16 protein-coding genes and 3 tRNA genes are annotated in these 20,519 nt (G+C 64.8%); 5 read left to right on the plus strand and 14 right to left on the minus strand.

Going from position 1 to position 20,519, the window contains the following annotated elements; translation table 11 throughout:
- Positions 1 to 586: 586 nt before the first annotated feature.
- Complete coding sequence (locus PSRA_RS03295; RefSeq protein ID WP_094660488.1) at positions 587 to 1,219, minus strand: hypothetical protein; 633 nt, start codon at positions 1,217 to 1,219, stop codon at positions 587 to 589.
- 152 nt (positions 1,220 to 1,371) lie between these two features.
- Between PSRA_RS03295 and PSRA_RS03300 the strand changes: the two genes are divergently transcribed.
- A complete protein-coding gene (locus PSRA_RS03300; protein WP_094660489.1) occupies positions 1,372 to 1,713 on the plus strand; it encodes a hypothetical protein in 342 nt (113 codons plus the stop codon).
- A gap of 92 nt (positions 1,714 to 1,805) precedes the next feature.
- Here PSRA_RS03300 and PSRA_RS03305 read toward each other — a convergent pair whose 3' ends face one another.
- From PSRA_RS03305 to folE, 4 genes are all read right to left on the minus strand, one after another.
- Positions 1,806 to 2,375 carry a DUF3180 domain-containing protein gene (locus PSRA_RS03305; protein ID WP_094660490.1) on the minus strand — a complete coding sequence of 190 codons (570 nt, stop codon included), beginning with the start codon at positions 2,373 to 2,375 and terminating at the stop codon, positions 1,806 to 1,808.
- Between the two features lie 24 nt (positions 2,376 to 2,399).
- Positions 2,400 to 3,494 (minus strand): dihydroneopterin aldolase, encoded by a 1,095-nt coding sequence (gene folB / locus PSRA_RS03310; RefSeq protein ID WP_094660605.1) that lies wholly within the window; start codon positions 3,492 to 3,494, stop codon positions 2,400 to 2,402.
- Positions 3,495 to 3,615: 121 nt separating this feature from the next.
- Positions 3,616 to 4,461, minus strand: a complete 846-nt coding sequence (gene folP, locus PSRA_RS03315; protein WP_094660606.1) for a dihydropteroate synthase — start codon at positions 4,459 to 4,461, stop codon at positions 3,616 to 3,618.
- A gap of 442 nt (positions 4,462 to 4,903) precedes the next feature.
- Complete coding sequence (gene folE, locus PSRA_RS03320; protein WP_094660491.1) at positions 4,904 to 5,572, minus strand: GTP cyclohydrolase I FolE; 669 nt, start codon at positions 5,570 to 5,572, stop codon at positions 4,904 to 4,906.
- Positions 5,573 to 6,280: 708 nt separating this feature from the next.
- On the opposite strand from folE, the gene PSRA_RS09120 reads away from it, so the two are divergent.
- Positions 6,281 to 6,790 carry a hypothetical protein gene (locus PSRA_RS09120; protein ID WP_143516314.1) on the plus strand — a complete coding sequence of 170 codons (510 nt, stop codon included), beginning with the start codon at positions 6,281 to 6,283 and terminating at the stop codon, positions 6,788 to 6,790.
- A 24-nt stretch (positions 6,791 to 6,814) separates the two neighbouring features.
- Here the strand turns inward: PSRA_RS09120 and ftsH are convergent, their stop codons facing one another.
- The 5 genes from ftsH to PSRA_RS03350 all read right to left on the minus strand — a co-directional run bounded on the left by ftsH (position 6,815) and on the right by PSRA_RS03350 (position 14,674).
- Positions 6,815 to 9,175 (minus strand): ATP-dependent zinc metalloprotease FtsH, encoded by a 2,361-nt coding sequence (gene ftsH, locus PSRA_RS03325; protein WP_094660492.1) that lies wholly within the window; start codon positions 9,173 to 9,175, stop codon positions 6,815 to 6,817.
- Positions 9,172 to 9,738: a hypoxanthine phosphoribosyltransferase gene (gene hpt, locus PSRA_RS03330; RefSeq protein ID WP_094660493.1), complete on the minus strand. Its 567-nt coding sequence runs from the start codon at positions 9,736 to 9,738 to the stop codon at positions 9,172 to 9,174. Before hpt ends, ftsH begins: the two co-directional genes overlap by 4 nt.
- Positions 9,739 to 9,914: 176 nt before the next feature.
- Complete coding sequence (locus PSRA_RS03335; RefSeq protein WP_094660494.1) at positions 9,915 to 11,495, minus strand: D-alanyl-D-alanine carboxypeptidase; 1,581 nt, start codon at positions 11,493 to 11,495, stop codon at positions 9,915 to 9,917.
- The gene (locus PSRA_RS03340) at positions 11,492 to 12,865 is read right to left on the minus strand and encodes a glycosyltransferase family 2 protein (RefSeq protein WP_094660495.1); all 1,374 of its coding nucleotides are present in this window, start codon (positions 12,863 to 12,865) and stop codon (positions 11,492 to 11,494) included. The genes PSRA_RS03335 and PSRA_RS03340 overlap by 4 nt, the downstream gene beginning before the upstream one ends.
- Positions 12,866 to 14,674: an AI-2E family transporter gene (locus PSRA_RS03350; RefSeq protein WP_245834865.1), complete on the minus strand. Its 1,809-nt coding sequence runs from the start codon at positions 14,672 to 14,674 to the stop codon at positions 12,866 to 12,868. It abuts the gene before it with no gap.
- Between the two features lie 173 nt (positions 14,675 to 14,847).
- On the opposite strand from PSRA_RS03350, the gene PSRA_RS03355 reads away from it, so the two are divergent.
- Entirely contained in the window at positions 14,848 to 15,723 is an 876-nt protein-coding gene (locus tag PSRA_RS03355; protein WP_094660607.1) for a glycosyltransferase family 2 protein, read from the plus strand.
- Between the two features lie 52 nt (positions 15,724 to 15,775).
- Here PSRA_RS03355 and PSRA_RS03360 read toward each other — a convergent pair whose 3' ends face one another.
- The 3 genes from PSRA_RS03360 to trmB all read right to left on the minus strand — a co-directional run bounded on the left by PSRA_RS03360 (position 15,776) and on the right by trmB (position 18,015).
- Complete coding sequence (locus PSRA_RS03360; RefSeq protein ID WP_245834866.1) at positions 15,776 to 16,744, minus strand: serine hydrolase; 969 nt, start codon at positions 16,742 to 16,744, stop codon at positions 15,776 to 15,778.
- A gap of 225 nt (positions 16,745 to 16,969) precedes the next feature.
- A tRNA-Glu gene (locus tag PSRA_RS03365) sits at positions 16,970 to 17,041 on the minus strand.
- A gap of 110 nt (positions 17,042 to 17,151) precedes the next feature.
- Positions 17,152 to 18,015, minus strand: coding sequence for a tRNA (guanosine(46)-N7)-methyltransferase TrmB (gene trmB / locus PSRA_RS03370; protein WP_211280479.1), 864 nt, complete (start codon positions 18,013 to 18,015; stop codon positions 17,152 to 17,154).
- Between the two features lie 318 nt (positions 18,016 to 18,333).
- Here trmB and PSRA_RS03375 point away from each other — a divergent pair.
- Together PSRA_RS03375 and PSRA_RS03380 are read left to right on the plus strand one after the other, a co-directional pair.
- Positions 18,334 to 18,407: transfer RNA gene (locus PSRA_RS03375), tRNA-Asp, on the plus strand.
- 39 nt (positions 18,408 to 18,446) lie between these two features.
- Positions 18,447 to 18,522: transfer RNA gene (locus PSRA_RS03380), tRNA-Phe, on the plus strand.
- A gap of 1,151 nt (positions 18,523 to 19,673) precedes the next feature.
- Here PSRA_RS03380 and PSRA_RS03385 read toward each other — a convergent pair.
- Complete coding sequence (locus PSRA_RS03385) at positions 19,674 to 20,423, minus strand: XRE family transcriptional regulator (protein WP_245834867.1); 750 nt, start codon at positions 20,421 to 20,423, stop codon at positions 19,674 to 19,676.
- Positions 20,424 to 20,519: the final 96 nt, after the last annotated feature.

A 20,519-nucleotide genomic window follows, 5' to 3' on the forward strand; every position in this document is an offset into this window, starting at 1 on the left:
CGGCTCCAGGATGGATGCCGGCACCGAGCGTTCCGACGGATTGTCCCTCGATGACGGCAAGGATGTCGGTACGGCTTCCCCCGCCCAGGTTCCGCAGTCGCGCGAGTGACGAAACGTTATCTCGCCCCGCGCCGCCAAGGATGTCCCCACGGATATCTCTGGGAACGCACCGAAGGACGCGCGGGAAGACGATGGCANCGACCAGTGAGACCGACTGTGCTTGGGAAGATCGTTGCGATTGCTTGTTCCGTTCGCCAACAGTGGCCTTCACTGGCACTGCGCCAACCAGTGAGAGCCACTGTTAGGGAGAAGATCTAGCGTTTCCAACGATGGAATCATCAACGGTGCCCCTCACTGGCACACCATCGACCAGCGAGACCCACCGTTGACGGGAGGCGGAGTCACGGACGCGAGGCACGCGCGGTCGGGCGCAGGCGGGCGCCCTCCTCAATAACAGTGTGATGGCTTACGGACATAATCGGGCGTTTTCGGGCGAAAAAATCGTGTTTTCCGTCCGAAACCCATCACATTGTTACGGAGACGGTTCGCGGCGCCAGCAGGCCAGCGGTTCGCGGCCCCAACAGGTTCAGCGGCTCCAAGAGCTCACCCATTCATGGACGAGCTCGTTCACCGATTCGCCGCGCTCATCCGCCATGCGCTGAAGCGCCGTGCAATCGTGGACCGGCAGACGCAGCAGCAGTTCGCCGCTGCCCGCGGGCGCCCCTCCGTCGCGCGGCGGCATGTCATACGATTCTCCCGCCGCGGCACCATATCCGGACCGTGCATCCGGCGCGACCATCGGAGCCGGCGAGGCATACGATGACGCCTGCGAGGCATACGACGTCGGCGCAGCCCCCGCCGCGCTACCTGCCGCGCCACCGACCGCACCGCTTCCGACCGCACCGCCAACCGCGCCCGCGCCATACGACGCCGACGCGGCCCTCGCCTCATAGTCGGCGAGCGTGCGCTTGGCACGGTCGAGGAAATCGTCGACCTGACCCGCGTTGTACACCGGAGTGAACCGCGCGGTCGGAATGTCGACCACATCGAGATACGCGGCGCGGATGGTCGCGAACTCGGGGTGCCCGGTCTCATACGCCCTGAGCGATTCGGTGATTTTGTCAAGAAGGGAATCGATCGTCTTCATGTCGTACCCCTCCTTGAGCTGGGTGACCTTGAAAACCTGCCTGTGCGTTTCCCTCGACGTGAGCTTGTCCATATCTCTCCCCTCGTACTTCTGTGGACGTTTGCCTACAATGATAGCCATATCGGCACACCGGCACAGTCGCCGCACGCCGCACGCCACGCCACGCAACGCCGCACGCCACGCCACGCGCACAACGCCGCACGCCGACAACAAAAGGAGACATCATGAAGGGACGCATCCTCGCGTATCTGGCATACCTCGACTCGCTCGACCTGTCGACGCCCGACCCGGAGCTGGCGCATCACATCCTCGAACAGATCCGCATCGCGCAGCACGAGCGGCTCATCCACCTTCTGGTCACGCTGACCTTCGGCATCTGCGACCTCATGGCCTTCGCCATCTTCTTCTCCACCGAGGCCCTCGGCGCGCTGGTCATGGCACTGGCGCTGCTGGTGCTTCTCGTGCCGTATATCTTCTACTACTACTTCATCGAGAACGCCGTGCAGAAAATGTACGGTTATTACGATGCCGCCGCCGGCGACGCCTTCATGCACGACGCCGTGTAGGCGCAACGGCGGGGAATCGTGGCGCTGCGGCTGCGCACTGCGGTTGCGCGCCGCCTCACCACCATCGCACCGCCGCACACCGTCGCAACCGCCTACGCGCCGTCGCGGTCGCGATGCAGGATGGCGGAATCCGCGGAATCGGCGGGACGCGGCGTCTTCGCCACCGCGGCGCTGCGCCGGCTCTTCCCGCGCTTCTTGGCGTTCGGATGCTCCGGCCCCTCCTGCGGCGGTAGCTGGCACCACCATTCGCCCACGATTCCCATCACCATGTCGGCTACGGTCACGACGCACGCGACGATGCATTCGCCGATCATGTCATGGTAGAACTGCACGTCGCGCCACAGAATGCACATGATGAGCTGCCCGGCGTAATACCCGGCGAGCACGGCGCCGGCAACCGCGAGCGCCTTGCACAGCACCAGCGTGGTGACCGCGCGCTGTGTGTCGATGGTTTTCACCTTGCCCGTGACGTAGCGGTGCACCTGCCACGCCATGACGAGCACGACGATTCCCAGCGCGAGCAGCAGTCCGGAGACGAACCACGCCGCCCCGACCGGAGCGATCGCCATGCCGCGCGTCGTGCGCACCAGCGCGTATCCGAGAATCGCGCCGACGAGGGCGCCGATGACGTAATACCACCAGGGTGTGCGCTTGGCCTTCATGTGTGTCCTCCTTACGCCCTTGCGCTATGCGCGACCATCTCCATTATCGGCCCCGTCTCCTGGGAATCCGCCGTCGGCCCCGCCGTCGAATCCGCCGGGCGCGAGAATCCACGAATCCGAGACCTTGCACACGGCGCCGCGGTCAGGCGCGGCATCAACGAGCTCGCGCACCGCGCCGCCATGCCCGCCCGCAAGACGCGCGTCGGGATCGAGGTCGAGCCACGGCACGAGGACGAAGGCGCGCTGCCAGGCGCGCGGATGCGGCAGCGTCAGGTGCGGGTCGTCGCTGACGGCCCCGTCGATGTCCACGATGTCGAGATCGAGCGGCCGGGAGCCCCAGTGCACTTCGCGCGAGCGCCCGTGCGCGGTTTCGACGAGCTGCAGCGAGCTCAGCAGCGTATCGGGGTCGAGCGTGGTGTCGATCTGGATGACGGCGTTAAGGAAGTCGGGCGTGCCCGGCGCCATGCCCCACGGCGCGGTGCGGTACAGCGGCGAGATGCCGATGACCTGCGTTCCGGGGAATCCGTCGATGGCCACGATGGCGCTGCGCATGGCCTGCTGCACGTCGCCGATGTTGCCGCCCATGGCTACGACCGCGTGATGCACGGTCGGTCCAACATCCGGCGTCATGGAAGAAACAGAGGCGGAGGCCGCGGCCGCGGAAGCCGCGGAAGCAGACGATGGCGCCTTCCCCTGGGCATCGTCGGACTCGCCGGAATCGCGCAGGCCCTCCCCCGTCGCGTCGCCGACCTCGGTCTGCGAGCGCGTGATGGTAACCGATACATCGTCGAAAGGAACGCCGATCGGCGCCTGCGGCTTGTGCACGGTCACCTGCACGCTGCGCACGCGGTATGACAGCAGGATGGAGTCGGCGATGCGCTGTGCGAGGCGTTCGATGAGGTCGCAGTGCTCGCCGTGGATCACCGACACGATGCGCTCGGCGATCTGCGCGTAGCTCACGGTGTCGGCGAGGTCGTCGTCGCGGCAGGCGTCGGTGATGTCGACCCACATCGTGGCGTCCACGACGAAGGGTTGCGGCTCGCGATGCTCGGATTCCAGCACGCCGTGCGTGCCCTGCGCTTTCACGCCGGTCAAGGTAATCGTGTCAAGACGTGCCATCATGCCTCTTTCGTCTGCCGCCGGCCCCTGCGGGCCTTGCATTCCTCCACGATATCAGCGCGCCGCGGCGGGCGGGGCGCATCGTGGCCCCTTCCGCCCGCCGCTGAATTAGCGCGCGACCCTATGCCAGGGCGCGCGCGGCGTCTCGCCACGCGGTGCCCATGCACACGGCCGCCACCGTGCGGCGCACATCGTGCACGCGCACCGCCCACGCGCCATGCTCCGCGCACAGCGCCGACAGCGCGGCCGTGGCGTTGTCTTTGTCGTCCTGCGCCGCGCCCTCGCCCGCCTCGCTCCACGGCAGCTCCGCGAGCATCGCGCCGATGAACCGTTTGCGCGACTGCCCGATGAGAACCGGGTATCCGAGCGCCTGGAGCCGGTCGAGGCCGGCGAGCAGCGGGAGGTTGTCGTCGGGCGTCGGCTTCGAGAAGCCCAGGCCCGGATCGAGGATGATGCGCGACGGGTCGACGCCCGCCTCGAGCACCGCGTCGAGCTGACGGCGGATCTCGTCGATGACGTCGGTCAGCACCCCGTGCTCGTACACCGACGTGTTCTGGTCGGGCGTGCCGGTTTTCGAACCCGCGAGCCAGCCGCGCCAATGCTGGAGGATGTACAGGCAGTCGTTGTCGCGGATGACGCGCGGCATGTCGGGGTCGAGCTGGCCGCCGGAGACATCGTTGATGATCTGCGCGCCGGCGTCGAGCGCGGCCTGCGCCACCGTGGCGCGCGTCGTGTCGATCGACAGCACCGCGCCGTGCGGGAGAAGCGCGCGGACGGCGCCGAGGACACGGGTTTTCTCGGTGCTCTCGTCGACGCGCTGGGCGCCGGGACGCGTGGATTCCGCGCCGATGTCGATGATGTCGGCTCCGTCGCGCATCATCGCGAGGCCGTGGTTCGCGGCCGCCGTCGGGTCGAGCCACAGGCCGCCGTCGGAGAAGGAGTCCTGCGTGATGTTGAGCACGCCCATGACGAGTGTGCGCGTGGCGTCGTGCAGCTCGGCGAGCGACGGGGTGCGCTGGGTGTGCGGAGTGCGCGGGGCCGGCGCGGGGTGCGCGGAGGCATCGGGTGTGATGGTTGTCTGGCTGATGCGTCCGTCCGCGGAGCCCGGCGTGCCGGCGGTCTGCGTCCTGTCTGTTGTGATCTGGTTCGTTGTATCCATTGATCCCCTCAATTGTGTCCCTAGGTTTGTGTTCCGGGGTGCGGCGTCGGTCGTGGGACCGGTCGCCGTATGGTTTCCAGTTGTTTTTCAGTTATGGGTTGCGTTGCACAGGTCCACGATTTTCCCGCCGCAATCCGTCGCCTGCCCGTTTCGCGGCGAATCGCCGCGTCCGGTTCGGTGCGACCGGTGGAAGGCAGCGGCAATCGTGTTGCCGTCGGCGCCATCGTGCGCCTTTCGCGACGCGAGCGCCTCAGCCGCGGCAGATAAGCTGCATCGCCTCGGCGCGCGTCGCCGCGTTCTTCATAATGCCACGCACCGCCGATGTGGTGGTGCGCGCCTGCGACTTCTTGACGCCGCGCATCGACATGCACAGGTGCTCGCAGTCGATGACCACGAGGCAGCCCTTCGCGCCGAGCTCGGTCATGAGCGCGTCGGCGATCTGCTTCGTCAGACGCTCCTGCACCTGCGGGCGGCGCGCGTACACCTCCACGAGGCGCGCGAGCTTCGAGAGGCCCACCACCATGCCGTTGCTGGGGATGTACGCGATATGCGCCACGCCGTGGAACGGCATGAGATGGTGCTCGCACACCGAGTAGAGCTCGATGTCGCGCACGAGGACCATCTCGTCGGTATCGGTTTTGAACTGGCGGCTCAGCGGCTCCTGCGGCGACTTGTAGAGGCCGCCGAACAGCTCCTTGCCCGCGCGGGCGATGCGGTCCGGCGTGTCGAGGAGGCCTTCGCGCTGAGGGTCCTCGCCGATCGCGACGAGGAAATCGTAGACCGCGCGGCGCACGCCCTCCTCGTCGTAGTGGCGCGATCCGTCGGCGCTTACGAGGTCGGAGGTTTCGGGGGCGGAAGCCGCCTCGGTAGCCGTTTCGATCGCCGTTTCGCGGGCGACATCGTCATTCTGTGTAACCATCACACCTTGCCTTTCTATGACGAATCCCAACCTTACCGCGACACCCAGTGTCCATGGCGAAGAATCCTCGCCATGAACACCCGAAACGGCTGCCGGCGCTTGCCTCCCTGTGAAAATCGTGCCTCATGGCGAAAAATCCTCACCACGAAGCGTGAAAATCGTCGCGCCAGGACGCCCACCGAAGGAAAACCGCCCTCGTGGCGAAAAATCCTCACCATGAACCACGATTTTCCTGCCTCCACAACCGCTCCCGGCCACAACCACCCCTCATGCTGCGTTCAGTGTGAGCGAACACTCACACTGAACGCCCTCGACCACACCAAACCCGGCCCCCACAGAGGGACAACCGCCTTCAGTGCACACAAACACTCACACTGAACGCCCCCGACCCCACCAAAACCAGCCCCCACAAGGGTCAACCGCCTTCAGCACACACAAACCCTCACACTGAACGCCCCCGACCCCACCAAACCCGGCCCCCACCGGGGTCAACCGCCTTCAGTGTGAGCGAACACTCACACTGAACGACTCGATCTCAGCTGCCAGGGGACCAAGCACCCCCCGTGGCGAAGAAACCTCACCACGAAGAGCGAAGAATCGTCATGCCAAGCGACCGACCGAGGGAAAACCGCCCTCATGGTGAAAAATCCTCGCCACGAACGCCCAAAACGACCGCCCAACCCCACACCACCAAGAAAATCGTGGTTCATGGCGAAGAAACCTCACCACGAAACGCAACAATCACCACGCCATGCCGCCAACCGAGGAAAAACCGCCCTCATGGTGAAAAATCCTCGCCACGAACGCCCAAAACGACCGCCCAACCCCACACCACCAAGAAAATCGTGGTTCATGGCGAAGAAACCTCACCACGAAACGCAACAATCACCACGCCATGCCGCCAACCGAGGAAAAACCGCCCTCATGGTGAAAAATCCTCGCCACGAACGCCCAAAACGACCGCCCAACCCCACACCACCAAGAAAATCGTGGTTCATGGCGAAGAAACCTCACCACGAAGAGCGAAGAATCGTCGTATCAAGCGACCGACCGAGGAAAACCGCCCTCATGGCGAAAAATCCTCACCACAAGCTACGATTCCCCCACCTCCACAGCCAACCCCGACGAAAACCACCCCTCATGGTGAAAAATCCTCGCCACGAACCGAAATACACAGAAACCCCTGCGGATGCAGGGGTTTCTGTGCGCATGATCTAGGTCGAGCCGATGGCCGGCGAATCGTCAGGCGGACTGGCCGCCGTTCTGGGTCGGAGCGGAACCGGTGACCCCGGACTGGCCGCCGTTCTGGGTCGGATCGGTCGGGTCGGTCGGAGCGGAACCGGAGGCGGGCTGGCCGTAACCGGTCTGCGCATCGTTCGGAACCTGCCCAGGAACCGGAGCGGAACCGGTTGTCGGATCCGGAGCCTGTCCAGCCGCAGCCTGTCCGGCCGCACCAGCACCCGGCGCACCCGCACCCGCAGCACCCGCACCCGCACCAGTCCCGGCATCCGCGCCATCGCCGCCCTCGGCCTCGCGTTCCGCGGAGCTCTGGAGGCTGCGGCGCAGCGACTCGGGAATCGGCACCGGAGGCTTGTCGGACAGCGGGCGCTGGTCGTTCGACAGCCACAGCTGACGTTCCGGAGCCTTGCGCACGTCCTTGAACACGACGGCGAGCTCCTTCTCGTTCAGCGTCTCCTTGACGAGCAGCTGACGCACGAGCTCGTCGAGGATGTCGCGGTTCTCGTTGATGATCTGCCACGCCTCGGTATGCGCGTTCTCGAGCAAGTCGTGCACCTCCTGGTCCACCACCTGCAGCGTCTCCTCGGAGAAGCGGCGCGATTGAAGGCCGTCGATGCCGTCCTCCTGCTTGGCGTCGCCCCACTTGACGGAGCCGAGCTTGCGGGAGAAGCCGTCCTCGAGCACCATCTGGCGCGCGATGTCGGTGGCCTTCTCGATATCGTTCGAGGCGCCGGTGGTCGGGTCATGGAACACGATTTCCTCGGCCGTGCGTCCGCCCATGGCGTACGCCAGCTGGTCGAGCAGCTGGTTGCGCGTCTCGGAGTACCGGTCGGAGGTCGGCATGACCATCGTGTATCCCAGCGCGCGGCCGCGCGGGAGAATCGTGACCTTCGTCACGGGGTCGGTATGGCGCAAGGCCGCCGCCACCAGGGCATGACCGCCCTCGTGGTACGCGGTGTTGCGCAGCTCCTCGGCCGCCATGCCGGTGGACCGGCGACGCGGACCGCTCATGACGCGGTCGATGGCCTCGTCGATGGCGCGGTTGTCGATGAGCTGGGCGTTGGAGCGCGCGGTGAGAAGCGCGGCCTCGTTGAGCACGTTGGCCAGGTCGGCGCCGGTGAAGCCCGGCGTACGCACGGCCACCTGATGCAGGTCGACGTCCGGCACGAACGGCTTGCCTTTGGCATGCACCTTGAGGATCGCCTCGCGTCCGGCCAGGTCCGGGGCCTCGACGGCCACCTGACGGTCGAAGCGGCCCGGGCGCAGAAGCGCGGGGTCGAGTACGTCGGGGCGGTTCGTGGCGGCGATCACGATAAGGCTCGTGTCGTTGTCGAAGCCGTCCATCTCGACGAGCAGCTGGTTGAGCGTCTGCTCGCGCTCGTCCACGCCGCCGTTGGCGCTGTTGCCGCGGCGACGGCCGACGGCGTCGATCTCGTCGATGAAGATGATGGCCGGGGCGTTCTTCTTCGCCTCGTCGAACAGGTCGCGCACGCGCGAGGCACCGAGGCCGACGAACATCTCCACGAAGTCGGAGCCCGCCATGGAGTAGAACGGCACGCCGGCCTCGCCTGCGATGGCTCGCGCGAGCAGCGTCTTACCGGTTCCCGGAGGACCATACAGCAGCACGCCGCGCGGGATGCGCGCGCCGAGCTTCTGGTACTTGGCCGGGTCCTTGAGGAAGTCCTTGATCTCCTCGACCTCCTGCACGGCCGCGTCCTCACCGGCCACGTCCTTGAACTTCGTCTTCGGGGTATCGCCCTCGCCGAGCTTCTTCGAGCCGCTCTTGCCGCCGAACAGCGCGCCCCCGGCGCCACCTTGCATGCGTCCCAGCAGCCACCAGAACGCAAAGAAGATGATGACGAACGGTATCAGCGTGGTGATGAGGTATTCCACCACGCTGTTGCCCGAGGAAATCGTGGATGTGTAGCCGTCCTTGAGGTCGGCGTTCTCCACGGCGCTAACGACTTCCTCACCCTGCGCGAACACGTAGTAGAACTGCACGTTCTTGCCGTAGTTGTGGTTCTGACCGTTGCGGTCGGTCTTGGAGAAATCGTCGCTCAGATCAAGCTTGACAAGGTAGCGCCCGCCGTCGATCTGCGCGTAGGTGGCCTTGCCGTCGCGCAGCAGCTGGAGGCCATCCTTGGTGTCGATGAGGCGCGGGTTGCCCATCGAGGAGATCTGGAACGCCGCGAGGATCAGCACGACGATGACGGCGACCCACACCCACGGGATGCGCCACCACGGACGTTTCTTGCGGTTCTTGTTGTCGTTGTCGTTGTTGCCCATGTCGGAGAACGGGTCGAAGCCGTTGTCTGGCTTGTCGCCGCCACCCCGGCCGTTATTGGGCCCGGAGGGATAGGTCATGCGTTTGTCTCCTTGCTGTAGACGGACGGTTTGAGGACCGCGACGGAGTCAAGGTTCCTGTATTTCTCCGCGTAATCCAGGCCGAAGCCGACCGCGAACACATCCGGAATAAGAATACCTTGGTACTTCGGATGAAAATCGATGGTGCGACGCGCGGGTTTGTCGAAAAGCGCGAAGGTCTCGACGGAGGCTGCGCCGCGGCGGTCGAGCTCCTTGCAGAACCATGCGAGCGTGCGTCCGGTATCGACGATGTCCTCGACGACGAGCACGTTGCGGCCGCGGACATCGCACGACAGGTCGTTGCGCACGGTGACGGTCCCGCTGGATTCGGTTCCCGCGCCGTAGCTCGACAGCTTCACGTAGTCGATCTCGACATCGATGCTCAGCGCATCGGCGAGTGCCACGAGCGTGCTGGCCGCCCCCTTGAGCACGCCGACGAGCAGCAGGTCACGGCCCGCGTAATCATGCGAAATCTGCTTCGCCGTCTCGGCGATCTTCCTGTCGATTTCCTCGCGCGACACGAGCTCGCGCTCCACCTGATCTGCAATATCCGAAATTTTCATAAGCCCCATCATTGCACACGGGGTCATCGGCAATCTGGGAATACCCCAACAATCGCGCGAAATTCACTGATAGCACAGAAATCGTAGCGCGTCGCACAGCACAACGCGCCACAAGCCGTTCCATGGCATACGATGGCGCCGCGGCAGCATCACGCCGGCGCCACCGTCTCACCACATCACAGCGCGGCGAGACTGCCGGCGAAGGCCTCGTTCGCATTGCCGACGGCGGCGAAATCGCCCATGTCCACGCAGACGACGGCGAAGAACAGCGCGCCGCCGTTCGTCGTCGTGGCGGTTCCCGCCAGCGAGCGCACATTCGACAGCGTGCCGGTTTTCGTGAACAGCACGCCGTACGACGCCTCGCCGTAGGTGCCGTGCAGCCGGTCGATGCCGGGCACGATCAGCCCTTCGAGCACCGGCGCCGACGCCGTCTCGCCCATCGTAGCCAGATGCCTCTGCACGTCGGCGAGGGTCAGCGCGGAGATGCGCGTGCCGAGCGTCAGACCCGAGCAGTCGCGCAGTTCGAGCCCGTCGGAGTGGATGCCGGCGTTCGTGATGATGTCGGTCACGGCCCGCGCCGCGCCCTCCGGCGAGTTCTCGTAGCCGGCCTGGAGCGCCATGAGACGGCCGAATTCCTCGGCGAGCGTATTCGACGAGTTCTTGAGCATGAAGCTCATGACCTGCCACAGCGGCGCGGACGACACGCTCGTCAGTTGCGTGTCGCCGTCGCCAACGGCTGCGGAAACGGGCGCGTCGGCGTTCGTCACGGCGATGCCATCCTCGGCCAGGAGCTGGGCGAAGCGCGTGGCCACGTTCAGGGCCGGCGTGTCGGTTTTCGACGGATAGCTCGTCACGCGGTCGGGGTCGGCCTCGCCCTCGCCGCCCCACTGGCGGTCGAGGTCGATGGCCATGGAGGAGGCGGGCATCTCGTAGATGTAGTTCTCGTTCGTCTCCTCGATGCCGTCGGGAAGGCGCTTGGATCCGAACAGCGTGTCGTCGTAATCGAGCGTGACCTGGCTGATGCCGTCGGCCGCGAGCGCGTCGGCGGTCCGCCGCGCGAGGGTGGCGAGGCCCGCACGGCCGTTGGTATGCGTGGGGTCGCTTTCGCCGTCGCCGAGCAGCACGTCGCCGTTGCCCTTGAGCACGATGGTGGCGCCATCCGCCGACGCCGACGATGACGACGACGAGCCGGAACCGCGCAGAAACACCTGCGTGTCCAGCGTGCGGTTGAGGTCGAGGGTGGCGGAGGCCGCGTAGGCGGTGAGGGTTTTGGTGGTGGACGCGGGTTCGCGTGCCACGTCGGCGTCATGTCCGGCGATCTGCGTGCCGTCGGCGTCGAGCACGACGATGGAATAGGTGGTGCCCAGACCCGCGGTGGCGCTGTAGTCGTCGACGATCTGCTGCACCGCGGCCGTGTCGACGGAGGCGGAGGTGTCCAGATCGCCGGCGAGCGTGGAAACGGTTGCTTTGGCGGGGCGCACGCTGATCGAGGAGACGCGCGTGCTGTCGGCGCCGCCGCGCCCCAGCACACCGCCGTGCACAATGGCGAAGGCGACGAACAACACGATGACGACGCCCGCGGAGACGAGGATGCGCGTCGCCGCCGGGGTTATCCTCCGGCGACGGGACGTCGTGTCAGCAACGCTTGCCGCGTCCGCTCCTGTGACGGCACCGATGCCTGCGCCCGCGTCAATCCCTGCGCCGTCATCCGTACCGTTTTGCGCGTCCATCCCCGTGCCCGCACCCCTGTCGGTCATGCCGCGATCCTTTCCTGCGCATCCTGCGTCGTCGTATCCGCCGTCGTATCCGCCGTCATCGTATCTTCACCAGCGCCCTTCGCGCCGGCCGAGGCCTGCGCCTCCGCGTCGGTGGCGTTGAACTCCTCGCTCACCGTCGCCTCGGACGCGCCCTGGTGCTCGATCGGCTTCCACTGCGGGCGCGAGAAGATGGCGACGAAGGAAATCGGGATATAGCTGAGCATATACACCGGGAAGCTCAGGCAGTACGCCACGAGCTCACGATTCGTCGCGCCGATCTTGTCTCGTTCGAGAAGCGAGGTCAGCGCCGCGAGCGCCATGAGGCCGAGCACCGACGCCACGAGCGTCACCAGCCAGAAGCGCAGCGAGGCGAGCTGGCTGGCTGCCGAGACGAAGCCGAAGGCCACGAACAGCGCGCCCAGCACGGTGCGCGCCACCGACAGTACGGTCAGCGGGCAGATCATGAGCGAGAGATCGACCGCGGAGAAATCACGCTCGCGGATCGCGTACTTGATGAGCTCGGGGCCGTAATAGCGGAACACCTGCAGGAAGCCTTTGCTCCACCGCACGCGCTGGCGCCACGACTGCGCGAAGGTCACGGGCTGCTCGTCGTAGAGCATGGCCTTGCCGCAGTAGCCGATCTTGTCGCCATGCATGATCGTGTCCATCGTGAACTCGAGGTCCTCTGTCAGCAGGTGGAACTTCCAACCCTTGTTGCGTTCCATGATCTTGCGCGAGAACAGGAAGCCCGTGCCGCCCACGTGGCAGCTCGTGCCCAGCGCGTGGCGCGTGCTGTTGAGGAAGCGCGACTCGCGCACGAACCACAGCGCGGAGCCCGACGACACCCAGTTCTCGTCGAAGTTCACGGAGTTGCGGTAGCTGGTCAACGCGTCGAAGCCCGCGTGGAAGGCCTTGTTCATCTCCTCCACGTAATGCTTGTCGAGCAGGTTGTCGGCGTCGAACACGATATACGCGTCATAATTGCGCGAGGCGCCGCTGCTGCGGATGCGGTCAAGCAGATACGTCAGCGCGTAGCCCTTGCCAATCTGCTCCTTGTTGAAGCGCTCCACCACGTTGCAGCCCATGCCGCGGCATACGCCGGCCGTGTTGTCGTCGCAGTTGTCGGCCACCACCCAGATGTCGATGCGGTCGGTGGGGTACGTCTGGTTCTGGATGCAGCGGATGAGGTTGCCGATGACCTTCTCCTCGTTGCGTGCGGAGATGAGCACGCAGTAGTTCTTGTCGAAGGGGGCGTCGGGATAGTCCACGCTTTTCGAGAACGATCCGGCCACGATGCAGAAGATCTGGTAGGCGATGCCAAGGACTCCGATGATACCCATGAGGATATCGATGAACGTGAGCAGTGCCATTCAGCGCCATTCCTTCCGTGCATTATGGCCCCTGTGCCTGCGTGGCGTCGCGGGCTTGGGGTGGCTGTCGCTCGAGCGGTGCGGGGCGGCGGGCGAATCGTCGGACGCCGTGTCGCCCTCGTCCTGGTGCGCGGCGCCTGCGCTCTTCGCGGCGGCGCCCGTATCCTCCGCACCCTGCGCGGCGGCATTCTGAGCGCCGGCATCGACGGACCCCGCGTCATCGCCATCGTAGCGCGACGCGACATCCGACGCCTCCCGGCGGAACTTCGACTTCTCGGGCGCCGGGCCTTGCTCGTTGCGTCGGCGCAGCGCCTCCGTCACGTCGGTGTCGAACGCGCCCGCGTCAAGCGAATCGTAGGAATCATACCCCGGCGCGGCATCGTCCGCGCCATTCGCGCCCGCCGCGCCCGCCGCGGAATCCGCGGCACCGGCAGCCGGCATGGCCTGCGGAATCGCCACGGTTTCGGAGGCATCGCGGTCCGTATCGGAATCGTTCTGATTGAATCCGGCGGCGTCGAACTCGTCTCGCAGCATCTGCTGGTACTCGTCCTCCACCGTCACGTGGTTCGTGCTGCCCCGCACAGCGCGCGGCAGGCGGTCGGCGACGGGCTTGATCACATGCTCGCCGATGGTTTCGGCGCCCATGACCATCGCGGACTTGCGCACGGGCTTGGCATCGTTGAGAAGCGGCGAATCCACAAGGTCGTACTGCTTCGTGTACATGCGGAACAGCACCTGGATCGACGCCCACACCGGCAGCGCGAGGAACGCGCCGAGCGCGCCGAACAGATAGCCGAACAGCACCACCACGAGGAACGCGACCGCCGGGTTGAGGTCCATCGTGCGCTGCGAGATCTTCGGCGAGAGCAGCAGGTTCTCGATCTGCTGGTAGACGCAGATATACACGATCACAATCACCGCGTATTTCGTGCCGAGCGTCGCCCACGTCGAAAGCACCGGGATGGCGCCGCCGATATACGTGCCGATCGTGGGCACGAACTGCGAGGCCAGGCCGCAGAACAGAGACAGCGGCAGCCAGTACGGGGCGTCGATTTTCACAAGGAACACCGACATGCAGGCGCTGGAGATGGCGGCGAGGATGATGCGCGAGTACAGGAAGTTCGAGATCTGGTCCTGCAGCACCGTCCATGTGACGAGGAAGCGGCGTTGGGAATGCGGGGAGACGTATTTGCAGATGGACTTGCGCATCTTCGGGCCGCATGCCGAGATGTAGTAGGTGACGAGCAGCACCGTGAAGATGGTGAAGATGCCGCCCACGAGCGACACCACATAGGCCCACGCCTGGCCGGCGTAGTCGGCCATGTTATGCGTGTTCACCCAGTCGAGCACGGTGGCGCCGAGGTTGTTCATGTCTGGGATCTTCATGTTGAAGCGGTCGCTCACCCACTGCTGGAGCGTGCTGTAGGTCTCGGGCAGCGAGTTGAGCATGGCGATGAGCTGGTCGACGAACATCTTGCCGAACACGACGAGCAGCGCCACCGTGACGATGAGGACGCCGACCAGCGTGACGCCGCTCGCCGCGCCGCGCCGCCAGCCGTGGCGCACGAGGCGGATGACGATGGGCTCCATGGCCAGCGCGAGGAACACCGAGATGACCACGATGAGCACGACGGGCTTGACGCTATCCCATGCGTTCCACACCCAGATGCTCACGAACACCGCGATGGCGGCGTAGAGCAGACCGCGCCCGAACCACTCGGGCGGCCTGCGTGCATCGCCTTTTCCGGGGAACAGCGAGGCAAGATCGATCTGCGAGGTCTTGGCCTCGTTTTCTTCTTCGGAATCCATACGCTTCATTATGGCATCACGATGCACCAACCGCCGCGGCAGCCGTTCGCCTTCGCCGAATCGCCGTGGCGGAGGGGCACCGTCCGGAGGGGTGGGGCGCCGGCTCCACCCGTTCCGCCCCGCTCCCCGTGTCCATGCACCGCTTCATCAGGCATACCCGGTATCCTGAAAGCATGCTTTCAGTTTCATTGGTGATACCGGCGTGGAACGAGTCGGAACGCATCGAAGATTGCCTCACCTGCTGCGTGCGCCAGACGATGCCCGCCAAGGAGATCATCGTCGTCGACAACAAATCCACCGACGACACGCGCGACATCGTCGAGCGCTTCATGCAGGCGCATCCCGACTCGAATATCATCCTCATGGAACAGGACGCCGAGCAGGGCCTCGTGCCCACGCGCAACTACGGCCTCGACCGCGCCACCGGCGACGTGCTCGGCCGTTTCGACGCCGACTGCATGCTGCGCCCGGACTGGGTGGAGACCGTGTCGCGCGTCTTCACCGAAGACCCGACGGCCATGGGTTGCACCGGCCCCGTGGCGTACTACGACATGCCGCTGCGCGCGGTCGGCCTGAACGGCGACAACCAGGTGCGCAGCCGCATCTATCGCGCCGACGGCGACCATCCGCTGCTTTTCGGCTCGAACATGGCCCTGCGCGCCACCGCTTGGCGCCAGATCCGCACGCAGGTGTGCCGAGACAAGGCCGACATCATGCATGAGGACATCGATATCTCGCTCCATCTCATCGGAGACGGCCTGCGCACCGTGTACTGCCCCAATATGGTGACGGCCATGTCGGCGCGCCGCATCGACTCCTCCCCCAAGAGCTTCAACGCATATATGCGCCGCTTTCGCAACACCTTCGCCGCACATCCGGACCACCGCCGTTTCTTCAAGCCCGAGGTGGCCTTCCGTACGATGTACCCGCTGCTGCACACGTTCTACCCGCAGTACCAGTGGTATCTGCGCAAGCGCAGCGTCGACCCGGCGAAGTCCATCTGGCTGAAAGAGCAGCGCCGCCTCGGTTTGACGGACGAATCGGCCTGACACATTCGGCGTCGACGAGCGATTCGGCGTCGACGAGCGACGGCGCGAACCGTCACAGCGCGTCGTAGATCGTCGACGCCGCCTCGGCGATCGCATCCCACGACGACCCGTCGGTGAGGATCACCATGCTGTAGTCGCCCTTGTCGCTGTACACAATGGCGGCATCGTGGAGCAGCCCGTCGAGGAAGCCGACCTTGTCGGCCACCGTGCCGTTCTCGCCGATGCCCGCGGGAATGCCCGAACGGTAGATCTGCGTCTCCATGCATTCGAGCAGGCGCTGGCGCGACCCGTCGCTGTACAGCGTGCCGCCGTACAGACGCGTCAGGTCGTCGGTGAGGTCGGAGGCGGTGGTCAGCATATCGCCGTCCTCGATATTCGTGTCGGTGAAACCGGCGGCCTGCACCTCCTCGTTCACGGAGTCGAAGCCATATCGCTCGAGCCAGGCCACGGGGCAGTCGTTGTCGGAGTCGACGATCATGGTCGAGAAGCAGGCGGACAGCGTGGTGCCGTTCAGCGAGGAATTCCAAGTGGCGCGGCCGCTCTCGACGGCGGAGATCATGGAGTAGGCCACATAAAGCTTGTACGTGCTGGCGGCCGTGAACTGCTCGTCGGTGGAGATGGAGACGAGCGGCGTGCCGGTTTTCAGGTCCGTGACGCTGACGGCGTAGTCCGCACCGGCGAAGATGCCGTCGAGGTCATCGCCGAGCGAGGCGGTGAGGTCGGTTTCCGTGGGGCTCGGTGAGGCGGAGGCTGAGGCTGCGCGATCTGCGGAATCGACGGCTGTGGCGTCGGTTCCGGAGGGATCCGCAGCGTCGGCGGCGTCCGCGCCCTGGGTGTCGGCGGTTTGCGACGATTGCGCCGCTGCCTGCGATGCATGCGCGCGCGAGGAGAAGAAATCGTGGACCCGCGCGGCGCAGAATACGATGGCGGCGACGATCAGGCACAGCGTGCAGGCCGCGACGATGCGGCGCCGCCGGTAGATGCGCCTGCGGGCCGCGGGGTCCCTAGGTAGCGTGCTCACGGAATTCCTTTCCTTCATGCCGGTGCATATGCACCGCGATACCGCAACGGTAGCGCGGCACGCTGGACGCACGATGAACGCGACATGAAAGTTTCTTCCGAGCGCCCTCCATACCGCGTCAGACGGACCGTGCATCATTGCGGGACGGACGGCGGGCGGATCATGTCTCGCTCGCATCGCCCGTGCGATATGAAAAACTCCGGGCCGTGGCCCGGAGTCAGATCGTACCCCCTGAGAGAGTCGAACTCTCGTTGTCAGATTGAAAGTCTGGTGTCCTAACCGTTAGACGAAGGGGGCGGACGAAGGGATAGTTTACGCATCTGCCGCGATAAGTGCAAATCAGACGCGCGATTCCCCTTCGGCGTGTCGCGAAACACGCGTCGGCAGGCGCCGCCGGACGTCACCGCCTACACGGCGCGATAGGTCATATCGTGAATCGTGCGACCCGCATCCAGCCCCTTGCGCTCGAAATTCGTCAGCACGCGCCCCTCGAAGCGCTCGGACTCGAGGAACCCGGCATGCGGCAGATCGGCGGCTCGCTCCGCATCGCCCTTGCCCACATGTTCCGTCGCCAGCTGCACCGTGCGCGTGCCGCAGTTCTCGAATCCCGGCGCGTCGTCCATGACCTCGTGCACATGCAGCGCGTAATCGTCGATATCCGTCGCGATGCGCCACAGGCCGCGCGGGCGCAGCGCCTCGTGCACGCTGCGCGCAAGCGCCGGCTGCACGATGCGGCGCTTGTGATGCCGCATCTTCGGCCACGGATCGGGGAAGAACGTCCACAGCTCCTCGAGCAGGCCCTTCTCGCACACGGCGAGCAGCTCGGGCGCGTTGACCTGGGCGACGCGAAGGTTATGCAGCCCGCCCTTGCCCGCGCGCAGCAACGTATGCGCCACGCCGGGGTCGTAGACCTCGAGCGCAAGGAAGTTCACGTCGGGTTCGCGCTCGGCGGCGGCCACGATGTTCTCGCCCTGGCCCGTGCCGATTTCGACGACGAGCGGGCGGTCCGCGCCCCACTGCTCGGCGACGTACTCGCGCGTGAGGCGGAAGGCCGGGTCGACGGCGAGGTCGCGCCCGGCATTCGGGATGTCGAGGAGGTAGTCCGGCGCGTAGCGCTCCCACGCGGCGGCGAGGCGACCGTCCAGATGCGAGGAGCGGCGGACGAACGATACGACCTCGCGGCGATACGGGGCGGGGGCCGGGGCTGCGGGGTCGGTGGCAGGCTCGGCGGAGTCGAGAGGTTCGGGGGATGCGGTTTCTGCGGTCATCATTCCTTCCTGGGATTCGAATACATGCTGTCTGAATCTTACCGTCACGCCACCACGATGCCCCACTGTCGGCACCGGGGGTTCTTTCGTTGCCGCGACCTTTTCTCGTCGCGCAATGGCATCCAAGCTTGATGACCGCCTCCGCGACACGCCGATGGCTGTTTCTTGCACTGCTGGAAAATCGTTGAAATTCCGCGGTTCTTACACGATGCCACCAAACGCGACACGCCGTAAACCCACGAATTTGCCGTTTCGATTTGCGTAACCGACAGGTCATCTGTATTATCTCTCTTGTTGCCTGACGCAAGGCAGCAACGAGTTGGCTCCGTAGCTCAGTTGGTTAGAGCGCCGCCCTGTCACGGCGGAGGTCACCGGTTCAAGTCCGGCCGGAGTCGCGAAAAAGAACCCAGGTTCGCCTGGGTTTTTTGTTCAATGGCTCTGTAGCTCAGTTGGTAGAGCGTACGACTGAAAATCGTGAGGTCAGCGGATCGATGCCGCTCGGAGCCACCACTACCCCGCTTCGGCGGGGTTTTTCTTTTTCCGCCGACGGCAACGGTGCCTCTCACTGGCACCGGAGCGACCAGCAAGGGCCACCGTTATGAGCGGAGCCCGCCCGTGTCCGCAACCAGCCCGTGTCCGCAACCCATCACAGTGTTCCCATTCCCAGAACAGTGTGATGGCTTACGGACATAATCGGGCGTTTTCGGGCCGAAAAATCGTGTTTTCTGTCCGAAAGCCATCACAGTGTTACGGATTGAGAGCCAGCCCCCGCCCGCTCAACCCGCGGGAAGATCAAGAAACACGATGTCGTTGCGCGCACAGCGAAATCCTGCGCGGACCGGCATGAATCCCCTATACTGAAAGTGGTTGAGGTACTTCGGTACTTTGACTAAAGAAAACGGGTGGGCCGGATGTCGCAAGGCGTCCGGCCCCTTTCTTATTCCGCGGCGCAGACCAGGCCGCGCAGCCCAGACCACGGGTTATAGGACAAAAAATGTGTGTCTGGTCCCGTTTGGGACTGTCTCTTGTTTTCGGGCGTGTCGAGGCAGTCCCCACGGGTGTCATGCCGCGCGGTGCAGCTCGTTCTATTCGATGCCGGCGCCGTACCCGTCGTCCCCGCCCCGTCCCCGCTCCCGCCGATGGGCTTGGGCGGGTGCGGCGACACCCACTTTAGGCGATTTGGGCTGGATTGACGGCGGTTTTCCCGCCAAGATGGCGTTAGGCGGGTGTGGCGGCACCCACTTTAGGCGGTTTGGGGTTGGTTTTGCCTTGGTTTGGTGTCTGAATGGGCTTGGGCGGGTGTGGCGGCACCCACTTTAGGCGATTTAGGCTGGGTTCTCGGTGGTTTTCCCTCTGAGATGGGCTTGGGTGGGTGTGGCGGCACCCGCTTTAGACGATTTGGGGTTGAAGGACACATTGTGTGTCCGGTCCCGTCCGGGATCGTCTCCTGTTTCCGGGCATGCCGGGGCAGTTCGGTGAGTTCGCCCGACAATCGTCCCAACCGAACTCGAACGCCCCACGTCCTATAACCCTGTATCTGTGCTTATGGCGGCGGGAAACACCGCCATAAGCACAGATACAACATCACCGGCTGTGGCATGCACCCCCATCCAGCCACCCACACCCGCTCGTCCGGCAAAACGCAAGCCTGATTCAAGCGCTTACGTGCCGGAGCGAGATGTATCGCCATCATCGGCAGCACCGTCATCGAGATCGTTGATTTTGGAACGGTCGGGAATGGGATAGGCATTATGCAGGAGCTGCTGGAACGACACGTTGGCGATGCCATAGAACGCGTTCACCATGAGTTCCGCCGTGAATCCCGCTTGCAAATCGCTCTCTTCGGCCACCGAGGCCATCACAGACGCGAATTTCTCCGGGGAATCCCGCCACATGGATGACATTTCGCACAATGTAAGCATGTTCCCCACGAGTTTGGGGAATTCCTCCGACCCCAGAAAGGCATCAATGGTGCGTCTGCGGAGTTCACGCGCAGCCGCATCATCAGCATCGCTCGGCGCCATGTCAGCATCCGCCGCCCCGCCGTCGAGAGTGTCGTCAACACCATCCTGAGAGTCGCCCGCGTTCCCGTCCTTCGCCCCGCAGGAAGCACCGGCGCCAGTCCAGTCGCGGATGTTGCGCACCGCCGTGCTGTCAAGCCCGGTGAAATCGCACGCGCGCTGCATGGAGAAGGTCTCTTCATCGGATTCGCCGGTCAGGTATCCCACGTCCACATTGAAAAACTCAGCGATGAGCATCATCGTCTCGTATTTGGGGAATCCGATGACACCGGAGGCCGTGCGATTGCCGGTGTTCAGCCAGCGGCTGATGTCCTTCTGGTGATACTTCGTGAGGAACTGCCTGTTGAGCTGGCTGACGAAGGCAAGCTGGGTGAGCCCCCGTTCGTCCATGCACCGTTTCAGGCGCTTCCGCCATATCGCCGCGCGTCCTTGGCTTATATCATCCATAACTTATTTCTCTCATAGATTTCAACCGTTTTATAACAC

It is taken from the genome of Pseudoscardovia radai (assembly GCF_002259605.1).
In the GTDB taxonomy this organism is placed as follows: Bacteria; Actinomycetota; Actinomycetes; order Actinomycetales; family Bifidobacteriaceae; genus Pseudoscardovia; species Pseudoscardovia radai.

Coding starts and splice junctions, on each gene's coding strand:
- PSRA_RS03295 (WP_094660488.1), bottom strand. CDS start 1,219: ATGGACAAGCTCACGTCGAGGGAAACGCACAGGCAGGTTTTCAAGGTC.
- PSRA_RS03300 (WP_094660489.1), top strand. CDS start 1,372: ATGAAGGGACGCATCCTCGCGTATCTGGCATACCTCGACTCGCTCGAC.
- PSRA_RS03305 (WP_094660490.1), bottom strand. CDS start 2,375: ATGAAGGCCAAGCGCACACCCTGGTGGTATTACGTCATCGGCGCCCTC.
- folB (WP_094660605.1), bottom strand. CDS start 3,494: ATGGCACGTCTTGACACGATTACCTTGACCGGCGTGAAAGCGCAGGGC.
- folP (WP_094660606.1), bottom strand. CDS start 4,461: ATGGGCGTGCTCAACATCACGCAGGACTCCTTCTCCGACGGCGGCCTG.
- folE (WP_094660491.1), bottom strand. CDS start 5,572: ATGGTTACACAGAATGACGATGTCGCCCGCGAAACGGCGATCGAAACG.
- PSRA_RS09120 (WP_143516314.1), top strand. CDS start 6,281: ATGGCGAAGAAACCTCACCACGAAACGCAACAATCACCACGCCATGCC.
- ftsH (WP_094660492.1), bottom strand. CDS start 9,175: ATGACCTATCCCTCCGGGCCCAATAACGGCCGGGGTGGCGGCGACAAG.
- hpt (WP_094660493.1), bottom strand. CDS start 9,738: ATGAAAATTTCGGATATTGCAGATCAGGTGGAGCGCGAGCTCGTGTCG.
- PSRA_RS03335 (WP_094660494.1), bottom strand. CDS start 11,495: ATGACCGACAGGGGTGCGGGCACGGGGATGGACGCGCAAAACGGTACG.
- PSRA_RS03340 (WP_094660495.1), bottom strand. CDS start 12,865: ATGGCACTGCTCACGTTCATCGATATCCTCATGGGTATCATCGGAGTC.
- PSRA_RS03350 (WP_245834865.1), bottom strand. CDS start 14,674: ATGGATTCCGAAGAAGAAAACGAGGCCAAGACCTCGCAGATCGATCTT.
- PSRA_RS03355 (WP_094660607.1), top strand. CDS start 14,848: ATGCTTTCAGTTTCATTGGTGATACCGGCGTGGAACGAGTCGGAACGC.
- trmB (WP_211280479.1), bottom strand. CDS start 18,015: ATGATGACCGCAGAAACCGCATCCCCCGAACCTCTCGACTCCGCCGAG.
- PSRA_RS03385 (WP_245834867.1), bottom strand. CDS start 20,423: ATGGACGAACGGGGGCTCACCCAGCTTGCCTTCGTCAGCCAGCTCAAC.